The following is a 17,501-nucleotide window of genomic DNA, read 5'->3' as shown; positions in this document are numbered from 1 at the left end:
TTTATACTCTTCGATATACTTATCAAGTTCATTTAGATAAATATTTGATAGAATTGGGCTGATTATTCCTCCCTGTGGAGTGCCACTATAAGTATTATTGAATTTCCAATCCTCTAAATAACCCGCTCTAAGAAATTTCCAGATTAAATTAATGAATTTTTCATCTTTAATTTTTCTTTTTAGCAGTTTAATCAAAATGTGATGATCAATATTGTCGAAGAAGCCTTTGATATCACCTTCTACCCACCACTTAACTCCTTTGAAGATTTTAGTTGCTTGTGTTAGTGCTGTATGACAACTGCGATTACGTCTAAACCCATGAGAATTGTTAGAAAAGGTCGGTTCGAAAACAGCTTCTAGGATGTTTCTTACGATTTCTTGAACTAATTTATCATCTATAGAGGGTATCCCTAAAGGCCTCTTTCCCCTATTTTGCCCCTTACTGATATATACTCTGCGAGATGGAGCTGGTTGATAACTTTGGTTTTTAATTCTTTCAATAATTTTATCGATACGTTCCAAACTCATACCATCAATGGTATGCCCATCTGTTCCTCTAGTCATGTTCCCTTCTTTTGCATATATTTTTTGATATGCTGCAAAGTAGAACTCCTGGTTATATAGATTTCGATACAGACGTTCAAATTTATAAGCTGGGTTAATTGTTTTTTTATTCAGATTGTCTAATACTGCATTTGGATTTCTCATTGTGTCTCACACACCTTCCAATTTTGTTTTAGACCGGATAAGTTGCCTTCCTTCGCCATGTACTAGGCTTTCCCTAGCTCGGACTACTATGAAGGCTCCGTTGCCTTATTGGGTATTCAGAAGTCACACACCTTGTTAGTAACTTGGTGTCATTCTTCATAGCCAAATTCGCATGTATGCCGGTGGCATCCCAACTTAGGCAATCCCCATTTAGATAGATAAAGAATAGCTTTCATAATGTCGGATGTGACGTTCGACCTTTTTTCCACTTACTGTGGCTGGGAGGGAGAGACTCACTGATAGCTTATATGTACGACCTAAACTATCCTCTTTATAACCTTGTTCCCTAGTAATGTATCAACTACCTTTCATTACTCGTATCGCTGACCACCCTTGGTCTATCATTCAAGCAGTGTAGCCTTCATCCTTATTTATGAGTTTTACCTTGCCATTCAGTCGTGATCTTAGTAGTTGACCAACTTATGACTTTATCACCATGCTGTTTTCCCCTTTAGGTTTCCCTTCTAGGTGAGGTGATTGGTAATAGGTCTTTCGTGAGCTAACCTAGATTAGTGCTATTTAATCAATTCTAAATCTACCCTTATGGGCGCACATACATATCATTTATATCATGATATACTGTCTTTCCATACCAACTATCAGCATTACCATTTCTTCCTTGTACAAAGAGAATTGGCGGTTTATTCTCATCATAATTAGCAGGTTTTTGGCCTAAAAACCATTCTCCAGGTGTGAATACTTCTGTATCAGGAAACCCCTTTCCAAGCTCTTTTACAACTTCTGCCTGTACATTTGTGCTAATCGTTGGAGCCATGATAAAAAATACAATTAGTAAGGCCACACATCTTCTCATCAGTCGCATATTACTCCCCCTATTTTTTTGAAAGAAGGTGTTCTTTATAATATTTTATATTTTCCCTTCCTTAATAATAGCTAATCTTTTATTTTTAGAAGGTTACTAGTTGTATACCCTCTTCCTTAACTCTCGTTATTCTCTTTGTTTCTACCTCTTCCTTTTGATAGAATACGACAAAAAAGTTTCTCAATAATTGTTAACTTCGCTACACCCAGATATTTTTTAAATCATTATTGTTTATATAAAGCATACAAATCTTGAAAAAATTTTAGTGAAAAAACATTTTATTACTAGTTAGTTATTTAAAAATATAATAAAGATATGTACTTTCTTTTCATTAAATACAAACTAATTTTAAAGGAGCTTGTATTATAAGACTTTCCTACGATTAAAAATTAAACTGAAATTTCCGAATAGAAAATCATATTTCCAGAAACATATATTATGATAATTTCCGCACACTTGAATTAACTTTTTAGAAGTACTAACCTATCGGTGAGCAGAAGAAAATTCTGTAAAAAGAAAGGAGAATACTTTATGATGACCAAATTACAAAAGGAGTTTTTTAAACGCTTAGAAATTCCTGCAAAAGAAATAACACTTGATGATTTAGATGAAATTCTCTTAAAAATGGGAATGATCCTCCCCTATGAAAATCTTGATATTATGGCTGGTACTATTAAAAATATCTCAAAAGATAACTTAATAGAAAAGTTACTTATTCAAAAACGAGGTGGACTTTGTTATGAATTAAACTCCCTATTGTATTATTTTTTAATTGATTGTGGGTTTCAAGTATACAAAGTAGCCGGTACTGTTTATGACCTTTACGATAATAAATGGAAACCCGATGATGGTCATGTCATTATCATATTAAGTCATGAGGATAAAGATTATGTTGTGGATGCAGGTTTTGCATCTCATCTCCCTTTACATCCAGTCCCTTTTAACGGAGAAGTCATCTCCTCTCAAACAGGAGAATATCGAATTCGTAAGCGAAATACTCGAAAAGGTACGCATATTTTAGAAATGAGAAAAGGAGCTAACGGGGAATCTACAAGTTTCTTACAATCTGAACCTTCAAACGAATGGAAAATAGGCTATGCTTTCACTGTAGATCCAATAGATGAGAAAAAAGTGAATAAGATTCAAAAAGTGATTGTAGAGCATAAAGAATCTCCTTTTAATAAAGGAGCTATCACTTGTAAATTAACTACTTATGGTCACATATCATTAACAAATAAAAATTATACAGAAACCTTTAAAGGCACCAAAAATAAACGACCAATAGAATCTAAAGATTATGCTCGCATTCTTCGTGACTCTTTTGGAATAACGCAAGAGAAATATGTAGGAAAAACACTAGAAAGAGGCTAGTTGACTACAAGTATTTCATAATAAAGCAGATTCTATATTTAGAATCTGCTTTATTTTATATTTTGTTATAAATTAATTTAATTTTGTTGTTACCCTTTAATTTTCAATTATATACTCATCATCATATTTATCGTATTGTAGCCCTTTCCCTATCTTTGACTCCGTAACTTGATCTCTTAAAAACGGTGCAGCATCCATTTTACTAGTTGCAATTTCAATTCCATATTTTTTCGTTAAATGAGCTAACTCTATTAAAAACCACTCTCTTCGCAATGTAACTGGAATATCCAATGTTTTTCTTTTCATATATAATAGCACCTCTTTTATTTTCATAGCTTAAAAATATCACTGGATGCACTTATTAAAACTACCTTTCACCGCTAACATCCAATGAAACATTATAGTATATGCATGTCCATTTCAAACGTGCTATCACAAATATGACATTTAAGTTTACATAATTATATTATGTAATAGTAGGAAAGGAAGGCATGTCCCTTCCTCTTCTACTATAGATTTAAATTAAGAACATCTTGGTACACCTAAAGCTAAAAATAAACCTGCTACTCCCGCAGTAATCGGTACTTTTAACGTAATAACATCATCTACCTTCGTTACTAAAAAGTAAGCATTACCTTCTTGTAATATACAAGTTACCAACAATTGAAATTCCATTCAAATCTCCTCCTTTCAATTGATATACTATAATTTATGAAATCTCTTTCAAAAAGTAATAGGAAATATATCCATTTTTCCTTATATATAAAATAAATGTTTATGAGTCTATTAAAAATATTAATTTTCTAAATTTATACAAAACGTGTAATATCCAATAAATTCCTATATAATCAATAAGAAGAATCTTACAAATAGAGGTATGAAAATGTCGATTTTAAGTAATATTGGTGCAGCTTTATTTTTTATTGCTTTTATTCTTTTAATCTTATGTATCATTTCATTCTTTAAGAAAAATGGAAAAGCAAAACAATATGGACGTCCTACCGTTATTCTTTTTATGATTTCTATTATATTAATAACGGCCGGTACAACAAAATCGGAACACCCCGTCGTCGAGTTTTTTTCTACTTTAAGTTTCATTCTATTTATATTCTTCCTTGTTCTAGCAATCTTATCTGTTATTAAGAAAACAGGTGTAGCGAAAAAACAATTTATTATTACAGCTGTATTATTTGTCATTTTTGTTGTGTTATTAGGTATTTCAGCTCCTTCTTCTGAAAAAACGACAGCAACTAGTACAAAAGTTGCCTCTAATAATGAAGAGCCAAAAGATAGCGAACAGAAAAAAGAGCTAGAAAAGAAAGAGGCGGACGAAAAAACTCAAAAGCAAGAAGATGAGAAGCGTCTAGCCGAAGAACAAGCTCGTAAGCAAGAGGATGAAAAACGTCAGGCTGATGAACAAGCTCGTAAACAACAAGAAGAACAAAAACGTCAGGCTGATGAACAAGCTCGTAAACAACAAGAAGAACAAAAAGCACAGCAAGCTCAAACACAACCAGCTAATGGTAATACTGATAGTGCATACTACAAAAATTGTGCTGCAGTTAGAGCAGCTGGGAAAGCTCCTTTACATAAAGGGCAACCAGGTTATAGCTCTCATCTTGATCGTGATGGCGATGGAATTGCATGTGAAAAATAGTAATAAAAAAGAAGCTTTTACTAAGCTTCTTTTTTATTAACGTAAAATATTACCACTTATTACTTTCCCCCTTATTTTAATAACATTCTTCTTATTATTCTCAAAAACGACACAGAATAAGTGATTTCAATCACTACATAGATTTTAATTTATCGCTATTCTTAATTCAGATATTACATTAAAATTTTATGGAGGCATTCATATGGAACATACATTTACTGAAACTTCAATTGTTGGTGAGATTGTTACACAATTTCCGAAAGCTAGTGATCTTTTTAAATCATATAGAATAGATTTTTGTTGTGGCGGTAATAAGCCACTTATTGATGCAATTCATGAAAGAAATTTATCAGCTACTGAAGTGCTTACAGAGTTAAATACGCTTTATCATAATACGAAACGATTAAATGAATCGGAAATTGATTGGAAAAATGCTTCTTATCGTGAATTGATTGATTATGTCATAAATAAGCATCACCGCTATTTAAATGAAGAATTACCACAGTTAAGTCCATATGTGACAAAAGTATTACGTGTTCATGGGGCAAGTCAGCCTCATTTTGCTCAAATTCATGAGCTATTTCATGAACTTAGAATGGAATTAGAACAGCATTTAATTAAAGAAGAAATGGAAGATTTTCCATTAATTTTAGAATTTGAACAAAATCCAACTAATGAAAACTATGCTAAGTTACGTAAAGTAGTAAATGAACTAGAAAATGAGCACAATCATGCTGGAAATATTATAAAAGAACTTCGTAAAGTGACAAATGACTTTACTCCTCCAGAAGGTGCTTGCGGTACTTATCGACTTGTTTACCAACGCCTCGAAGCGCTAGAGTCTGATTTATTTGAGCATATTCATTTAGAAAATAATATTTTATTTCCGCGTGCCATTACGAAAGCATAAATCAAGTGCAGGACATGAGTGTAAATACTTATGGCCTGCTTTTTCGTTTCGCGAAAAATATTCACATCCCCTTCACATAAAACCGAATTTTAACAATTTGTGAATCATTATAAAGATGTGATAAATATCACATCTCCCCCTTATTTGATTTTCTATAATAAAAATATAATCCTTTGTTCAATATTTCACATAAAAAGGGGAAACGAAAATGAAAAAACGTTTAGTTATGATCGGAAATGGTATGGCTGGCATTCGCTGTATGGAAGAAATCTTAAAACATGATAGTGATTCATATGAGATTACTATTTTTGGAGATGAACCGCATCCAAACTACAACCGCATTATGCTCTCTCATGTTTTACAAGGCAAAACAAATATACAAGATATCATTATGAATGAATACAGTTGGTATGAAGAAAACGAAATAACTTTGTATACGAATGAAAGAGTTCAAAGTATTAACCGAGAAGAAAAAATTATTATTACAGAAAAGAAGCATACTCTTACATACGACAAGCTCATTATCGCAACAGGTTCTAGTGCTTTTATTTTACCTGTTGAAGGTTCCGCACTTTCTGGTGTAACAGGATTTCGAACTATTGAAGATACACAATTTATGATAGATACCGCTAAAGAAAAGAAAAAGGCCGTTGTCATTGGTGGCGGGTTACTCGGTTTAGAAGCCGCAAGAGGTCTAATTGATTTAGGAATGGACGTACATGTTGTTCATTTAATGCCTAGCTTAATGGAGCAACAACTAGATACGAAAGCAGCTGCTCTTCTGCGTGAAGATTTAGAAGCACAAGGCATGAAGTTTTTAATGGAAAAGAAAACTGTAAAAATTCTTGGTACAGACCATGTTGAGGGCATTCAATTTGAAGACGGTGAAGTTGTAGATTGTGATTTAATCGTAATGGCTGTCGGAATACGGCCAAATACGCAAATAGCAAAAGATGCTGGTCTAATTGTAAATCGCGGTATTGTAGTCAATGACTATATGCTAACAAATGATGAGTCCATTTATGCAGTTGGAGAATGTGCAGAGCATGACGGTATCGCATATGGACTTGTTGCTCCTCTTTATGAACAAGGTGCGATATTAGCAAAACATATAACAAATTTACAAACTGATGGATATTCGGGCAGTATCGTCGGTACACACTTAAAAGTTGCTGGTTGTGATTTATTCTCTGCTGGCCAAATTTATGAAGATGATCAAACGAAAGCAATATCCATCTTTAATGAATGTAAACGTTCCTATAAAAAAATATTAATTCGTGATAATAAAGTCGTCGGTATCGTTTTATACGGTGATACAGCTGACGGTACCCGCCTCTTTAGCATGTTAAAGAAAGAAGAAGATATACAAGAATATACACCAGCTTCCATTCTTCACAAAGCTGGTGAAGAATGTGAACTTGACGTTGCTACTATGAGTGCGGATGACACAATTTGCGGATGTAATGGTGTTACGAAAGGCACAATCGTTCACGCCATTTTAGAACAGGAGTTAAAGACTTTTGAAGAAGTTAAAGCCTGTACGAAAGCCGCAGGGTCTTGTGGTAAATGTCGTCCGCTTGTAGAACAAGTTTTATCTCATACACTTGGAGATGCTTTTGATGCTTCTGCACAGTCTACCGGTATGTGCGGATGTACACCTTTATCACGTGATGAAGTCGTAGCGGCCATTCATGAGAAAGGTTTAAAATCTCCAAAAGAAGTACGAAACGTTCTTGGTTTTGTACATGAAGATGGATGTTCGAAATGTCGTCCTGCTTTAAACTACTATTTACGTATGGCGATTCCAGAAGAATATGAAGATGATAAATCATCCCGTTTCGTGAATGAAAGAATGAATGGTAACATCCAGCACGATGGTACCTTCTCTGTTATTCCACGTATGTACGGAGGCGTTACAACAGCAGATGATTTAATGAAAATTGCTGAAGTTGCGAAAAAGTACGATGTTCCACTTGTGAAAATTACAGGTGCGAGCCGAATTGGCTTATACGGTGTTAAGAAACAAGATTTACCTAACGTATGGGCTGAATTAAATATGGCTTCTGGATATGCGTATTCAAAATCTCTTCGTAATGTAAAATCATGTGTTGGCTCTCGTTTCTGCCGTTTCGGTACGAAAGATTCATTAGGACTTGGTATGTTGCTTGAACAATCATTAGAAATGGTAGATACACCTCATAAAATAAAGATGGGTGTAACGGGCTGTCCGCGTAACTGTGCGGAAGTACTGACGAAAGATTTTGGCGTTGTTTGTGTCGAAAATGGATACCAACTTTATATTGGCGGAAATGGTGGTACGGAAGTACGCGAAGCTGATTTTGTAATGATTGTCCCTACTGAAGATGATGTCCTTCGCATCGCTACAGCTTACATGCAATATTATCGTGAAACTGGTATTTATGGAGAGCGTACTGCCTACTGGACAGAACGATTAGGCTTCGATCACATAAAGGAAATACTGCAAGATGCAAATATGGTCACTAAGTTAAATGAACGTTTCCAAAAAGCTCGTGGCACATATAAAGAAGCATGGGGACAAGCACTAGAAACGAAATCATTAAAAGCGATGTATGAAGTAGAAACTGTGAAATAAGGAGCTGTGATCTATATGATACAAACGAAAGAAAAAATAAAAGTTATGCGTGCAGAAGACCTTCCTATTCAAATCGGTAAAGAGGTACAAATGAAAGGTATGTCTATCGCCCTATTCCGCCTTTCAAATGGCGATATTCGAGCTGTAGAAAATCGTTGTCCTCATAAAAACGGGCCATTAGCGGAAGGTATTGTATCTGGAGAATTCGTCTTTTGTCCACTACATAATTGGAAAATTTCACTACTAACAGGTGAAGTTCAAAAACCTGATGATGGTTGTATTCAAACGTATGAAGTAGAAGTTATTGACGGGGATATTTATATATACATGTAATTTACAAAAGGAAGCCTCCCCTGGCTTCCTTTTAAATAAAAATAGACGAGGTGCGAATATGAACGGATATGTATATTTAGTTGGTGCAGGACCAGGTGATGAAGGGCTTATTACAAAAAAAGCGATGGAGTGCTTAAATCGTGCAGATATCGTCTTATATGACCGCTTATTAAACCCTTCCTTTCTTAATTATACAAAAGAAACATGTGAACTTATTTATTGCGGAAAAATGCCAAAGAATCATACTATGCGTCAAGAAATGATTAACGCACACCTCCTTCAATTTGCGAAAGAAGGAAAAATCGTAGTCCGCTTAAAAGGCGGAGATCCATCTATTTTTGGCCGTGTTGGTGAAGAAGCAGAAACTTTAGCATCAGCAAATATTCCATATGAAATTGTACCAGGTATTACATCTAGCATCGCCGCTAGTATCTATGCAGGTATTCCCCTCACCCACCGTGACTACAGTAATAGCGTCACTTTATTAACCGGACATGCAAAAGGTCCTTTAACCGACCATGGAAAATATAATTCATCTCACAATAGCGACACAATTGCCTACTACATGGGTATAGAAAACTTACCTACAATTTGTGAAAACTTACTACAAGCAGAAAAAAAAGAAGATACGCCAGTAGCAGTCATTGAATGGGGTACAACTGGTAAACAGCGCGTTGTCACAGGGACACTGTCTACCATTGTTTCTATTGTCAAAAACGAAAATATTTCTAATCCTTCTATGACAATTATTGGTGATGTCGTTTCCTTACGGGATCAGATCGCTTGGAAAGAACGTAAACCATTACACGAGAAAAAAGTTTTATTTGCATCTGCAACGAATAAAACAAGTTCAATGAAGCAAAAGTTACAAGAAGCCGGTGCAGAAATATATCAAATTCCTACTTTCAAAAAGGTAGAATACACATTAACACTTGAACAAATCAATGAAATTTTTAACGTTAATCGTCTTGTTTTTTGTTCAGCTGAAAGTGTAGAAATATTGATGCAATCATGTAGTAAACACCAAAAAGATATTCGTTCTTTACAAGCGCAACTACAACATATGAACGTTGCCACTCAAGAAAAACTTATGCAATATGGGCTACTAAGTAAACAAGCAGAGTTCTCTTCCAATACAACAGTTTATTTAGGACGAAACATTAACCGAATTGCTGTTATTCAAGAAAAAATTGGTGCTGGTTCCTATATGATGACTCATGAGTACACAATTGATCATCGCTTCGATGAAATTCATTCACGTATGCTTTCTGAATTCTCATGGGATAGCATTGTATTTGAAGGTCGTGCTTCTATTGATACGTTTCTAGCAGAAATAAAACGCCTTGGCTTTATCAATATTCTTACTCTCCCATTCTCGTATACCGACGTTCCAACTTTATACTATGCAAATAAAGTTGGGTTTCATAACGTAGATCATCAATTACAAGAAACTCTTATGAAGAAAGACATGGTGAGACAATGAAAGGAATTGTATATGTTGGACATGGGAGCCGGCTACAAGAAGGTAATGAACAATTCATTCAATTTATTCAATCTGTTATGAAAGAGCGAAACGAAAGAATTCAAAAAATAGCTTTTCTAGAACTAACGACACCTACTATTTCGGATGCAGTTACAGAAACGATAATAGAGGGAGTAACTGAAATAATGATTGTACCTGTTTTATTATTTGCAGCAGCTCACTACAAACGTGATGTTCCTTTTGAAATAGAACAACTACAAAAGAAATATCCACAAATAACATTTTCAGTTGTACCTCCTTTTAGTACACATCCACATATGGTGGAACTTGTAGTGAAAAGAATACGTGAAGCTATGCCAATGCAAAATAGTAGTATTTTACTCGTAGGACGAGGCAGTAGTGATACACAACCGATACATGAGTTACAACAAATCGGAGCAGCCATCGAACGAAAACTTGGTATGCCAGTATCCTGTTCCTTTTTAACGAAAGGAACTCCCTCTTTTGCTGTTGAGCTCAAGGATATAACATCGACTGCGTCCCATGTATATGTCATGCCATACCTTCTCTTTACCGGATTATTACTTCAAAAAATTGAATTGCATACAAAAAAATACAATCATGTTACGACTTGTAACTGTCTTCAGTTTGATACATATATGAAACTAACATTGTTAGAACGAATGGAGGAATGCATATATGTATAACATGTACCCTCTTATGTTTAATCTACAAAATAAAGTGGTTGTTATCATTGGTGGAGGTAAAATTGCATATCGAAAAGCGTCTGGATTAAAAGATACAGGCGCTTTCGTCACTGTTGTCAGCCCAGAAATTTGCGAGGAAATGAAGGAACTTTCTTATATTACTTGGAAGCAAAAAGCTTTTAGTAATGATGATATTAAAGATGCTCACCTTATTTATGCAGCTACAAATCAACACGCTGTAAATATGATGGTCAAACAGGCCGCTCATGATTTCCAGTGGGTTAACGTTGTAAGTGATGGTACAGAATCATCTTTTCACACACCTGGCGTTATAAGAAATAATGAATATGTTGTCACTATTTCAACTTCTGGTAAAGATCCATCATTTACGAAGCGTTTGAAGCAAGAACTAACATCTATATTGCCTAAACTTATAAAAAAGATTTCTCGTACACATAAATTGTAATCTATTTCTTAGTTAAAATAGTAATTACCTTTGGACAAACGTTTTTTAGGGGACGTTTGTTCTTTTTGTTGTAGTTCCGTTCTTTTATTTCACAAGCAATCTATGAAGAAAATAAATGGTGTTTGCAACTTGTAAACAAATAAATTTCATGACAAGTGTAACATTACGAGCAACTCTTTCTATTCAGTTTTTATATTGGATATTCATTCAACCAAATTAGCGCTTGTTCATAATCATCAAAAAACTCCACGGATTCTTTTGTATTGGATTGTTGCAAATACTTCAGTATCTCTCCTTCTTCAAGAAGAAATGCAATTGCCTTACTATGATTCAAAATGGTTTCATTGAAGAACTTATCTTTCCATACTTTTTGAACAGAAAAATGATTTGGGGTATACCCTTTTCTATCCACCAACAATTTGTATTTCCGACCCTCAGAAATAAATTGCTGACAAACCTGCTCAAAATCATTAAACCATTCATACACATCCTCTGTATTAATCTGGCCAATTAGATGGGTAACAATCAAATCTCCTGAAACTATTGTGCTGATATTCTGTTTACTCAACTTTTAATCATCTCCCTTAGTGGCAATTATGCATAAAATTCTTACTTGACACTCCCACCCCATCGCTATCACCCTAAGCTCATATAACTTTAATTATAAGCGAGATTGTGTCTTTTTTCGCAAGTCTATATGTAAATACTTTAAAGATTTCCTTAACTAATCTGCCCTTTAATTGAATAACTTTTGACATCTTCATTTTAAAAGCACATTCTTATAGAAAATAAGCGTTTATTGAGAGATCAATAAAAACATGTTGAAGCCTATTACTAAAAGAACCATCCCAAAATACTTTGGGATGGTTCTTTTTCCTTATTAATGATTCTTTAACATCACTAACAGCTTTTCTTGACTATACATCCACACTGTAATGATTAAACAAGCAAGTGCGACTTCTGATAATGCCATAAATCCAATTGCATAATGGCCTGTTAGTTGGAATAGTAATGTTAAAATTAGGGGCGGGAAGAATCCTCCTAGTCCACCTAAAGCTGAAACGAGTCCATTTACAATACCTGCTTGTTCTGAGAAGTACATTGGAACGAGTTTAAAGATTGTACCATTACCAATGCCTGCACAAAATGCGACTAGTAAGCAACCAAATGTATACACGTTCATACTAGGCATGAATGATAAAATAATACCTGAAAGTGTTAAACCGATAAATACGAAGATTAATATTTTAAATGGATTAAACTTATCGCCGAGCCAACCACCAATCGGACGCATAATTGTTGCGAGTACGATGAATCCTGCAGTTCGCATACCAGCATCTACTTTCTCTAATCCGAAGTGAGATACTAAAAAGTTTGGTAAGTATACTGTAAATGCGACAAATGATCCGAATGTTAAAAAGTAAAAGATACATAAAAACCAAAGTTTCTCATTTTTATATACACCTTTTATTTGTTCCATTAATGGTGTATTCACCTTTTTCTCCCTACGATCACCTAATAAAAAGTTCATAAGTGCAAATGCTGCAAGTAAAACTAAATAACATTGTACTGTCGTTCTCCAGCCAACTGAAGTTGCGATAACAGGCGCTAAAAATGAAGTAATTGCTGTTCCGGCGTTACCGACACCGTAAATACCATTTACAAAACCATGACTCTCTTTCGGAAAGTATTTTGGTAAAGAAGTTACTCCTACAGAGAATACAGCACCACCGATTCCTACAAATAATCCACCAATAATTAAATCCATCATAGAATTGGCAACACTAATATAAAAGACAGGAAGTAATAATAGAATAAAACTAATAAAGAATAATTTTCTTGCTCCGAAACGATTTGTCCAATAACCAATTGGAATGCGAAGAACAGAACCTAAAATAACGGGTACTGCTGTGACCATAGAAATTTGCCCCGCAGTTAATGGGATATCCACTTTAATATAAGGCATTAATGATGATAAAATGACCCATACCATAAAACCTATAATTAGATTAGAAGTTTGTAAACTTAATTGAAAATTAGGACTTTTCATCCTGTTCCCTCCTATGTATGCATAGTTATATTCATTCTCTCCAGCCTAATCACGTCGTAACATGATTAGGTCGAAAAGAATCAACCACCACTTACTGGCGGAATCATCGCCACAGTATCACCAGTTTGAATGATGTCATTCTCATTTGCATACTCTTCATTTATAGCCACCATGATTTCATTTGAAATCGCTACGTTGTATTTCTTAATGAGTACCTTCTTTAGTTCAGCAACTGTAATATTTTCACAATCGATTTGTAATGCTGGCTTACTTACTTCTTCTTGTAAATGTGCAAATAATAGTACTTCAATCATATTCTCATCTCCTCTTCAGGCTCACCATTCTCATATGCTACATTCTCTAACTGATCACCAACCCATGATTCACCATCTTCCCAAAATTCTTTCTTCCAAATTGGAACGATTTGTTTTATACGCTCCATAATATATTCGTTCGCCTCATAGGCTGCTTTCCGATGTGGTGTAGAAACAGCGACGACAACAGCAAGATCAGAAATTTGTAATGTACCAATGCGATGTGTAATGGCGACAAATGTCCCAGGCCACCTCTCTCCTACTTCAGTACCAATTCTCTCAAGTTGTTTTTCTGCCATTGTTTTATATGCTACATACTCTAAATGTAGCGTACGACGCCCTTTCGTAAATTCTCTAACAATACCAACGAAAGTAGTAACTGCGCCACACTCACGACGAATTACTTTGTTTGTAACTTCCTCAATTGAAATAGGTGTATCAATTACTTCATAATACGTATGTGTCATTTTGCACCTCTTATCTTTGTATAAGTTAGCAATCTATTTTCTATTATTTATATGATCGAAGCGGTTCATCCCACGGCCACTCACTTCCGACGTTTGATTCTAATAACAGTACCGAAACGATTATTCCGGCTTCAAATCCTCTCGTTCCCCCCGGCAAAACGATAAATGCATTCGCTTCTGCAAGTGAAGAAATTGCGCTAGATTTATCTAAACCAACTGGTGTAACTTGTAATTGACCATCTACAAATTCCACTCTCCCTCTTACAAAACGAGTAAACGGATTTGCTTTCGAAAAGTCTTTTTGTAAAATTGCTTCTGCACGATAAATGTGTGGATCTTTCCTATGCAAATATGTTCCAATGACTGGTCGAACATATAACTCACATCCGACATAACAAGCAGAAGGATTACCAGATAAACCAAATAGTAGTTTTCCTTCTACCTCAGCTGCAGTTGTCACACTTCCTGGTCGCATCGCTATTTTGTTAAAAAGTATATTAGCTTGTAACCTCTTATGAATAGCAGGTAAATAGTCATAATCTCCTACCGAAACGCCACCAGTTGTAATTAAAATATCGACTTCTTTCATCGCTTTTTTTACAGTGTTATAACACGTCTCTAAATCGTCAGCGAATTGCCCATAATACTGTACAACTCCGCCGGCTCGTTCAATTTGAGCAGCAATCATATAAGAGTTACTATTTCGAATCTTCCCTAGCTTTAATTGTTCATGTACTTCAAGCAGTTCGCTTCCTGTTGTTACAATTCCAATAACCGGCTGTTTTATAACATGTACGGAACTATAACCAAACGTAGCAAGAAGCGCTGCTACTCCAGGATTAATAACAGTCCCTTTTTTCACAAGGATGCTATTTTGGTTTACATCTTCTCCTTTAAAAGAAATGTTATCGCCAGAAGAGAAAGAGCGTTTTAATACCATATAAATCTTTTCGTTTTCTTCAAATCCTTCCGTTAGCTCTAACATAACAACCGCATTACACCCTTCCGGAATTGCGGCACCTGTCATAATACGGACAGCTTGAAATTCTTTCACTTCTTCTGTAAAAACAAAGCCTGCTCCAATTTCGCCAATTACTTCAAATTGAATGGGGTTACTACTACTCGCTTCTTTTGTATCTTCCGCTCGCATCGCAAACCCGTCGTACGGAGAGCGATCAAAATGCGGAACATCATGATCTGCAATAACATCTTCTCCAAGTGTTCTACCGTAGCTTTCTATAAGAGAAACCTTTTCCATTTCACCTTGGTAGGCATATTTCATTACACGAGCAACTGCTTCTGCTACTGGAATTGGTATACGTTTATCTAACATTCTTTTTCACCTCGTTTTAATAAGGAAAAAACGATTTTTCTGTTCATCCTATATATTTGGCGTATAATCGTTTTGCTATTTTCACATCATTTGTCCCATGAATAAATGCCCTACCGTCTATAAATAAAACAAAACGATATTCATCAACTAGAAATGATAGTAAGTAAGGCGTTTTTTTGACATGTACACTTTTTTGTAATCGTTTTTGAATTTCGGTTAAATTAAGATTTCTCTTTATTCCTGAACGGATTTGAACTGTATTCCGTCCGCATAACACTTCCGTTTTCATTTGCGCTTCAAATATTAAGCTTGGATACGTTCGTGATTTCCCACAAGAAGGACATGTACTTTTCTTCTGTCTATTTACTTTTAATGAGAGATATTGATTGTTCCAAATATCAAATGACAACATCGTCCCTCTTAATGATTCATAATCACCCACCAATATTTTCATCGCCTCTGTAACTTGGTGAGCAACGACCATTTGTACAGCTGGCTGAATGATTCCGGCTGTATCGCATGTTGCACCGCCCATAGGATGATCCATTAGACAGCGAAAACATGGTGTTTTCCCAGGAAGAATTGTATACGTTACACCGTAACTCCCAATACATCCGCCATATATCCAAGGTATATTTTCTTTTTGTGAAATGTCATTTATAAGTAGACGCGTATCGAAATTGTCAGTCGCATCTAATATGAGATCCACATCTTTTGTTAACTCTTCTATTTCTCGCATTGTGACATCTGTTACAACTGGTACAATTTCCACTTCAGAATTAATCTTTCTTACATGTTCTGCTGCTGCAATTGCTTTTGGTTTACACTGCTGCGCATCTTCTTCTGTATATAACTGCTGCCGCTGTAAATTACTCCATTCGACGTAGTCACGATCAGCAATTGTCAATTTCCCAATTCCCATCCTAGCAAGTGCTTCTGCATTCGCAGCTCCTAGCGCACCCGCACCGATTAGGAGCACATGCTTTTCTCTTATTTTTCTTTGTCCCATTTCACCAATTCCAGAAAACAACACTTGTCTTGAATAACGCTCTTGCATAAGAAATCCTCCTTTCACTATCCACCAATGTAAGACATTTCAACTTTTGAACGTTTACTTGTATTCTCAACCGTTCTTTCATCTGAATATCGATCTGTTCTATATCGCCATGTATCATTTAAAATTTTTAATAGTGATGCATCAGAAATATTTTCTCGAAGAAGCGTTCGCAAATCCGTTCCTTTCGCTCCAAATAGGCATGTGAAAAACTTGCCGTCTGCCGAAATACGAGCTCTCGTACAAGAAAAACAAAATGACTCAGAAACAGAAGTAATAAATCCAACTTCTGCATTACTCCCTACATATCGATACAATTTCGCAACCTCTCCAAAATAACGAGGCTGAGCGGGCTCAATTGGATATACACGATTAATTTTCTCTATTAATTGTTCCTTCGTAATGACTTCTTCAAAATTCCATCCGTTTGTACTGCCTACATCCATAAACTCAATGAAACGGAGCTGAATTTCTTTTTCTTTAAAATAACGAGCCATATGAAGAATTTGACTATCATTCATCCCTTTTTTTACGACCATATTTACCTTTACTTCTAATCCAGCAGCATTTGCTGCTTCTATTCCTTTCAGTACAGGTTTTGTACTTACATTTCTTCCGTTAATTTTTTTGAAGACATGGTCCTCTATCGCATCTAAACTAATATTTACACGTTTTAATCCCGCGTCTTTTAGCGCCTTAGCTTGTTTTGCTAAATGAATTCCGTTTGTTGTGAGTCCAATATCTTTTAAGCCTTCTAGATTTGTAAGTCTTGCAATTAACTTCGGTAAGTCTTTACGCAATAAAGGTTCACCGCCAGTAAGCCTAATTTTATTAACTCCCATACTTATAAATAATCTCGCTAACCTTTCTATTTCATTAAATGTTAATAAACACTCTTCCTGTAAAAAAGCATAATCAGGTCCGAACACTTCAGCAGGCATACAATATGTGCACCTAAAATTACAACGATCAATAACTGAAATGCGTAAATCTTGAAGTGACCGCTTTAAAGAATCTTTCATATTCTCGTGCATCTCTATCCCTTCTTTTCTGCTGCAATCCTTAGTAAGCTTTCATTTTTTTATTTGCCTTCATTATAAAAAAGAAGCTACATATTCAATGTGACTTTTCTCACATCACTTTCCCCATTC

At 35.2% G+C, this 17,501-nt stretch carries 18 protein-coding genes and 1 pseudogene; 8 read left to right on the top strand and 11 right to left on the bottom strand.

Annotated features, from left to right (window positions below; all coding sequences use genetic code 11):
• Positions 1-708 (bottom strand): reverse transcriptase domain-containing protein (locus ACS2CR_RS14730; RefSeq protein WP_438906065.1); only part of this gene is annotated, 708 nt, incomplete at its 3' end.
• 613 nt (positions 709-1,321) lie between these two features.
• Positions 1,322-1,591 (bottom strand): annotated as a pseudogene (locus ACS2CR_RS14725) (hypothetical protein); the annotation flags it as partial.
• 531 nt (positions 1,592-2,122) lie between these two features.
• Here ACS2CR_RS14725 and ACS2CR_RS14720 point away from each other — a divergent pair.
• Entirely contained in the window at positions 2,123-2,962 is an 840-nt protein-coding gene (locus ACS2CR_RS14720) for an arylamine N-acetyltransferase family protein (RefSeq protein ID WP_000988429.1), read from the top strand.
• Positions 2,963-3,058: 96 nt separating this feature from the next.
• Here ACS2CR_RS14720 and ACS2CR_RS14715 read toward each other — a convergent pair whose 3' ends face one another.
• Both ACS2CR_RS14715 and exsG read right to left on the bottom strand, forming a co-directional pair.
• The gene (locus ACS2CR_RS14715) at positions 3,059-3,268 is read right to left on the bottom strand and encodes a hypothetical protein (RefSeq protein WP_000824207.1); all 210 of its coding nucleotides are present in this window, start codon (positions 3,266-3,268) and stop codon (positions 3,059-3,061) included.
• Positions 3,269-3,484: 216 nt separating this feature from the next.
• Entirely contained in the window at positions 3,485-3,637 is a 153-nt protein-coding gene (exsG, locus tag ACS2CR_RS14710; protein WP_000395679.1) for an exosporium protein ExsG, read from the bottom strand.
• A gap of 208 nt (positions 3,638-3,845) precedes the next feature.
• Here exsG and ACS2CR_RS14705 point away from each other — a divergent pair, with 208 nt between their 5' ends.
• From ACS2CR_RS14705 to ACS2CR_RS14675, 7 genes are all read left to right on the top strand, one after another.
• Positions 3,846-4,619: an excalibur calcium-binding domain-containing protein gene (locus ACS2CR_RS14705; RefSeq protein ID WP_021727821.1), complete on the top strand. Its 774-nt coding sequence runs from the start codon at positions 3,846-3,848 to the stop codon at positions 4,617-4,619.
• Positions 4,620-4,821: 202 nt separating this feature from the next.
• On the top strand, positions 4,822-5,529 hold the full coding sequence (ric, locus tag ACS2CR_RS14700) for an iron-sulfur cluster repair di-iron protein (protein ID WP_000401358.1): 708 nt from the start codon (positions 4,822-4,824) through the stop codon (positions 5,527-5,529).
• A 208-nt stretch (positions 5,530-5,737) separates the two neighbouring features.
• Positions 5,738-8,143 (top strand): NADPH-nitrite reductase large subunit, encoded by a 2,406-nt coding sequence (gene nirB / locus ACS2CR_RS14695; RefSeq protein WP_000746917.1) that lies wholly within the window; start codon positions 5,738-5,740, stop codon positions 8,141-8,143.
• A gap of 15 nt (positions 8,144-8,158) precedes the next feature.
• Complete coding sequence (nirD, locus tag ACS2CR_RS14690; RefSeq protein ID WP_016109877.1) at positions 8,159-8,476, top strand: nitrite reductase small subunit NirD; 318 nt, start codon at positions 8,159-8,161, stop codon at positions 8,474-8,476.
• A gap of 58 nt (positions 8,477-8,534) precedes the next feature.
• On the top strand, positions 8,535-9,959 hold the full coding sequence (locus tag ACS2CR_RS14685; RefSeq protein ID WP_001014978.1) for a uroporphyrin-III C-methyltransferase: 1,425 nt from the start codon (positions 8,535-8,537) through the stop codon (positions 9,957-9,959).
• On the top strand, positions 9,956-10,666 hold the full coding sequence (locus ACS2CR_RS14680; protein ID WP_000676479.1) for a sirohydrochlorin chelatase: 711 nt from the start codon (positions 9,956-9,958) through the stop codon (positions 10,664-10,666). Before ACS2CR_RS14685 ends, ACS2CR_RS14680 begins: the two co-directional genes overlap by 4 nt.
• Entirely contained in the window at positions 10,659-11,132 is a 474-nt protein-coding gene (locus ACS2CR_RS14675; protein WP_000282595.1) for a precorrin-2 dehydrogenase, read from the top strand. Before ACS2CR_RS14680 ends, ACS2CR_RS14675 begins: the two co-directional genes overlap by 8 nt.
• Before the next feature lie 190 nt (positions 11,133-11,322).
• On the opposite strand, the gene ACS2CR_RS14670 is transcribed toward ACS2CR_RS14675, so the two are convergent.
• The 7 genes from ACS2CR_RS14670 to moaA all read right to left on the bottom strand — a co-directional run bounded on the left by ACS2CR_RS14670 (position 11,323) and on the right by moaA (position 17,384).
• Positions 11,323-11,700: an STAS/SEC14 domain-containing protein gene (locus tag ACS2CR_RS14670; protein ID WP_000043362.1), complete on the bottom strand. Its 378-nt coding sequence runs from the start codon at positions 11,698-11,700 to the stop codon at positions 11,323-11,325.
• A 312-nt stretch (positions 11,701-12,012) separates the two neighbouring features.
• The gene (gene narK, locus ACS2CR_RS14665; protein WP_000841858.1) at positions 12,013-13,182 is read right to left on the bottom strand and encodes a nitrate transporter NarK; all 1,170 of its coding nucleotides are present in this window, start codon (positions 13,180-13,182) and stop codon (positions 12,013-12,015) included.
• A gap of 80 nt (positions 13,183-13,262) precedes the next feature.
• Positions 13,263-13,496 carry a molybdopterin converting factor subunit 1 gene (gene moaD / locus ACS2CR_RS14660; RefSeq protein WP_000573682.1) on the bottom strand — a complete coding sequence of 78 codons (234 nt, stop codon included), beginning with the start codon at positions 13,494-13,496 and terminating at the stop codon, positions 13,263-13,265.
• Positions 13,493-13,963, bottom strand: a complete 471-nt coding sequence (locus ACS2CR_RS14655; RefSeq protein WP_053512304.1) for a molybdenum cofactor biosynthesis protein MoaE — start codon at positions 13,961-13,963, stop codon at positions 13,493-13,495. The genes moaD and ACS2CR_RS14655 overlap by 4 nt, the downstream gene beginning before the upstream one ends.
• A gap of 43 nt (positions 13,964-14,006) precedes the next feature.
• A complete protein-coding gene (locus ACS2CR_RS14650) occupies positions 14,007-15,296 on the bottom strand; it encodes a molybdopterin molybdotransferase MoeA (RefSeq protein ID WP_053512305.1) in 1,290 nt (429 codons plus the stop codon).
• Between the two features lie 43 nt (positions 15,297-15,339).
• Positions 15,340-16,353 (bottom strand): molybdopterin-synthase adenylyltransferase MoeB, encoded by a 1,014-nt coding sequence (locus ACS2CR_RS14645; RefSeq protein ID WP_001158130.1) that lies wholly within the window; start codon positions 16,351-16,353, stop codon positions 15,340-15,342.
• A 17-nt stretch (positions 16,354-16,370) separates the two neighbouring features.
• Positions 16,371-17,384, bottom strand: a complete 1,014-nt coding sequence (moaA, locus tag ACS2CR_RS14640; protein WP_053512306.1) for a GTP 3',8-cyclase MoaA — start codon at positions 17,382-17,384, stop codon at positions 16,371-16,373.
• Between the last annotated feature and the right edge of the window lie 117 nt (positions 17,385-17,501).

Source organism: Bacillus cereus group sp. BceL291 (assembly GCF_051776705.1).
Lineage (GTDB): Bacteria > Bacillota > Bacilli > Bacillales > Bacillaceae_G > Bacillus_A > Bacillus_A cereus.
This window is presented reverse-complemented; position numbering and strand designations above follow the sequence as displayed.

Excerpts from the sequence above, each read along its gene's own strand:
- ric (WP_000401358.1), top strand. The coding sequence starts at position 4,822 with ATGGAACATACATTTACTGAAACTTCAATTGTTGGTGAGATTGTTACA.
- nirB (WP_000746917.1), top strand. The coding sequence starts at position 5,738 with ATGAAAAAACGTTTAGTTATGATCGGAAATGGTATGGCTGGCATTCGC.
- moaA (WP_053512306.1), bottom strand. The coding sequence starts at position 17,384 with ATGCACGAGAATATGAAAGATTCTTTAAAGCGGTCACTTCAAGATTTA.
- nirD (WP_016109877.1), top strand. The coding sequence starts at position 8,159 with ATGATACAAACGAAAGAAAAAATAAAAGTTATGCGTGCAGAAGACCTT.
- ACS2CR_RS14720 (WP_000988429.1), top strand. The coding sequence starts at position 2,123 with ATGATGACCAAATTACAAAAGGAGTTTTTTAAACGCTTAGAAATTCCT.
- narK (WP_000841858.1), bottom strand. The coding sequence starts at position 13,182 with ATGAAAAGTCCTAATTTTCAATTAAGTTTACAAACTTCTAATCTAATT.
- ACS2CR_RS14685 (WP_001014978.1), top strand. The coding sequence starts at position 8,535 with ATGAACGGATATGTATATTTAGTTGGTGCAGGACCAGGTGATGAAGGG.
- exsG (WP_000395679.1), bottom strand. The coding sequence starts at position 3,637 with ATGGAATTTCAATTGTTGGTAACTTGTATATTACAAGAAGGTAATGCT.
- ACS2CR_RS14715 (WP_000824207.1), bottom strand. The coding sequence starts at position 3,268 with ATGAAAAGAAAAACATTGGATATTCCAGTTACATTGCGAAGAGAGTGG.
- ACS2CR_RS14645 (WP_001158130.1), bottom strand. The coding sequence starts at position 16,353 with ATGCAAGAGCGTTATTCAAGACAAGTGTTGTTTTCTGGAATTGGTGAA.
- ACS2CR_RS14705 (WP_021727821.1), top strand. The coding sequence starts at position 3,846 with ATGTCGATTTTAAGTAATATTGGTGCAGCTTTATTTTTTATTGCTTTT.
- moaD (WP_000573682.1), bottom strand. The coding sequence starts at position 13,496 with ATGATTGAAGTACTATTATTTGCACATTTACAAGAAGAAGTAAGTAAG.
- ACS2CR_RS14675 (WP_000282595.1), top strand. The coding sequence starts at position 10,659 with ATGTATAACATGTACCCTCTTATGTTTAATCTACAAAATAAAGTGGTT.
- ACS2CR_RS14650 (WP_053512305.1), bottom strand. The coding sequence starts at position 15,296 with ATGTTAGATAAACGTATACCAATTCCAGTAGCAGAAGCAGTTGCTCGT.
- ACS2CR_RS14655 (WP_053512304.1), bottom strand. The coding sequence starts at position 13,963 with ATGACACATACGTATTATGAAGTAATTGATACACCTATTTCAATTGAG.
- ACS2CR_RS14680 (WP_000676479.1), top strand. The coding sequence starts at position 9,956 with ATGAAAGGAATTGTATATGTTGGACATGGGAGCCGGCTACAAGAAGGT.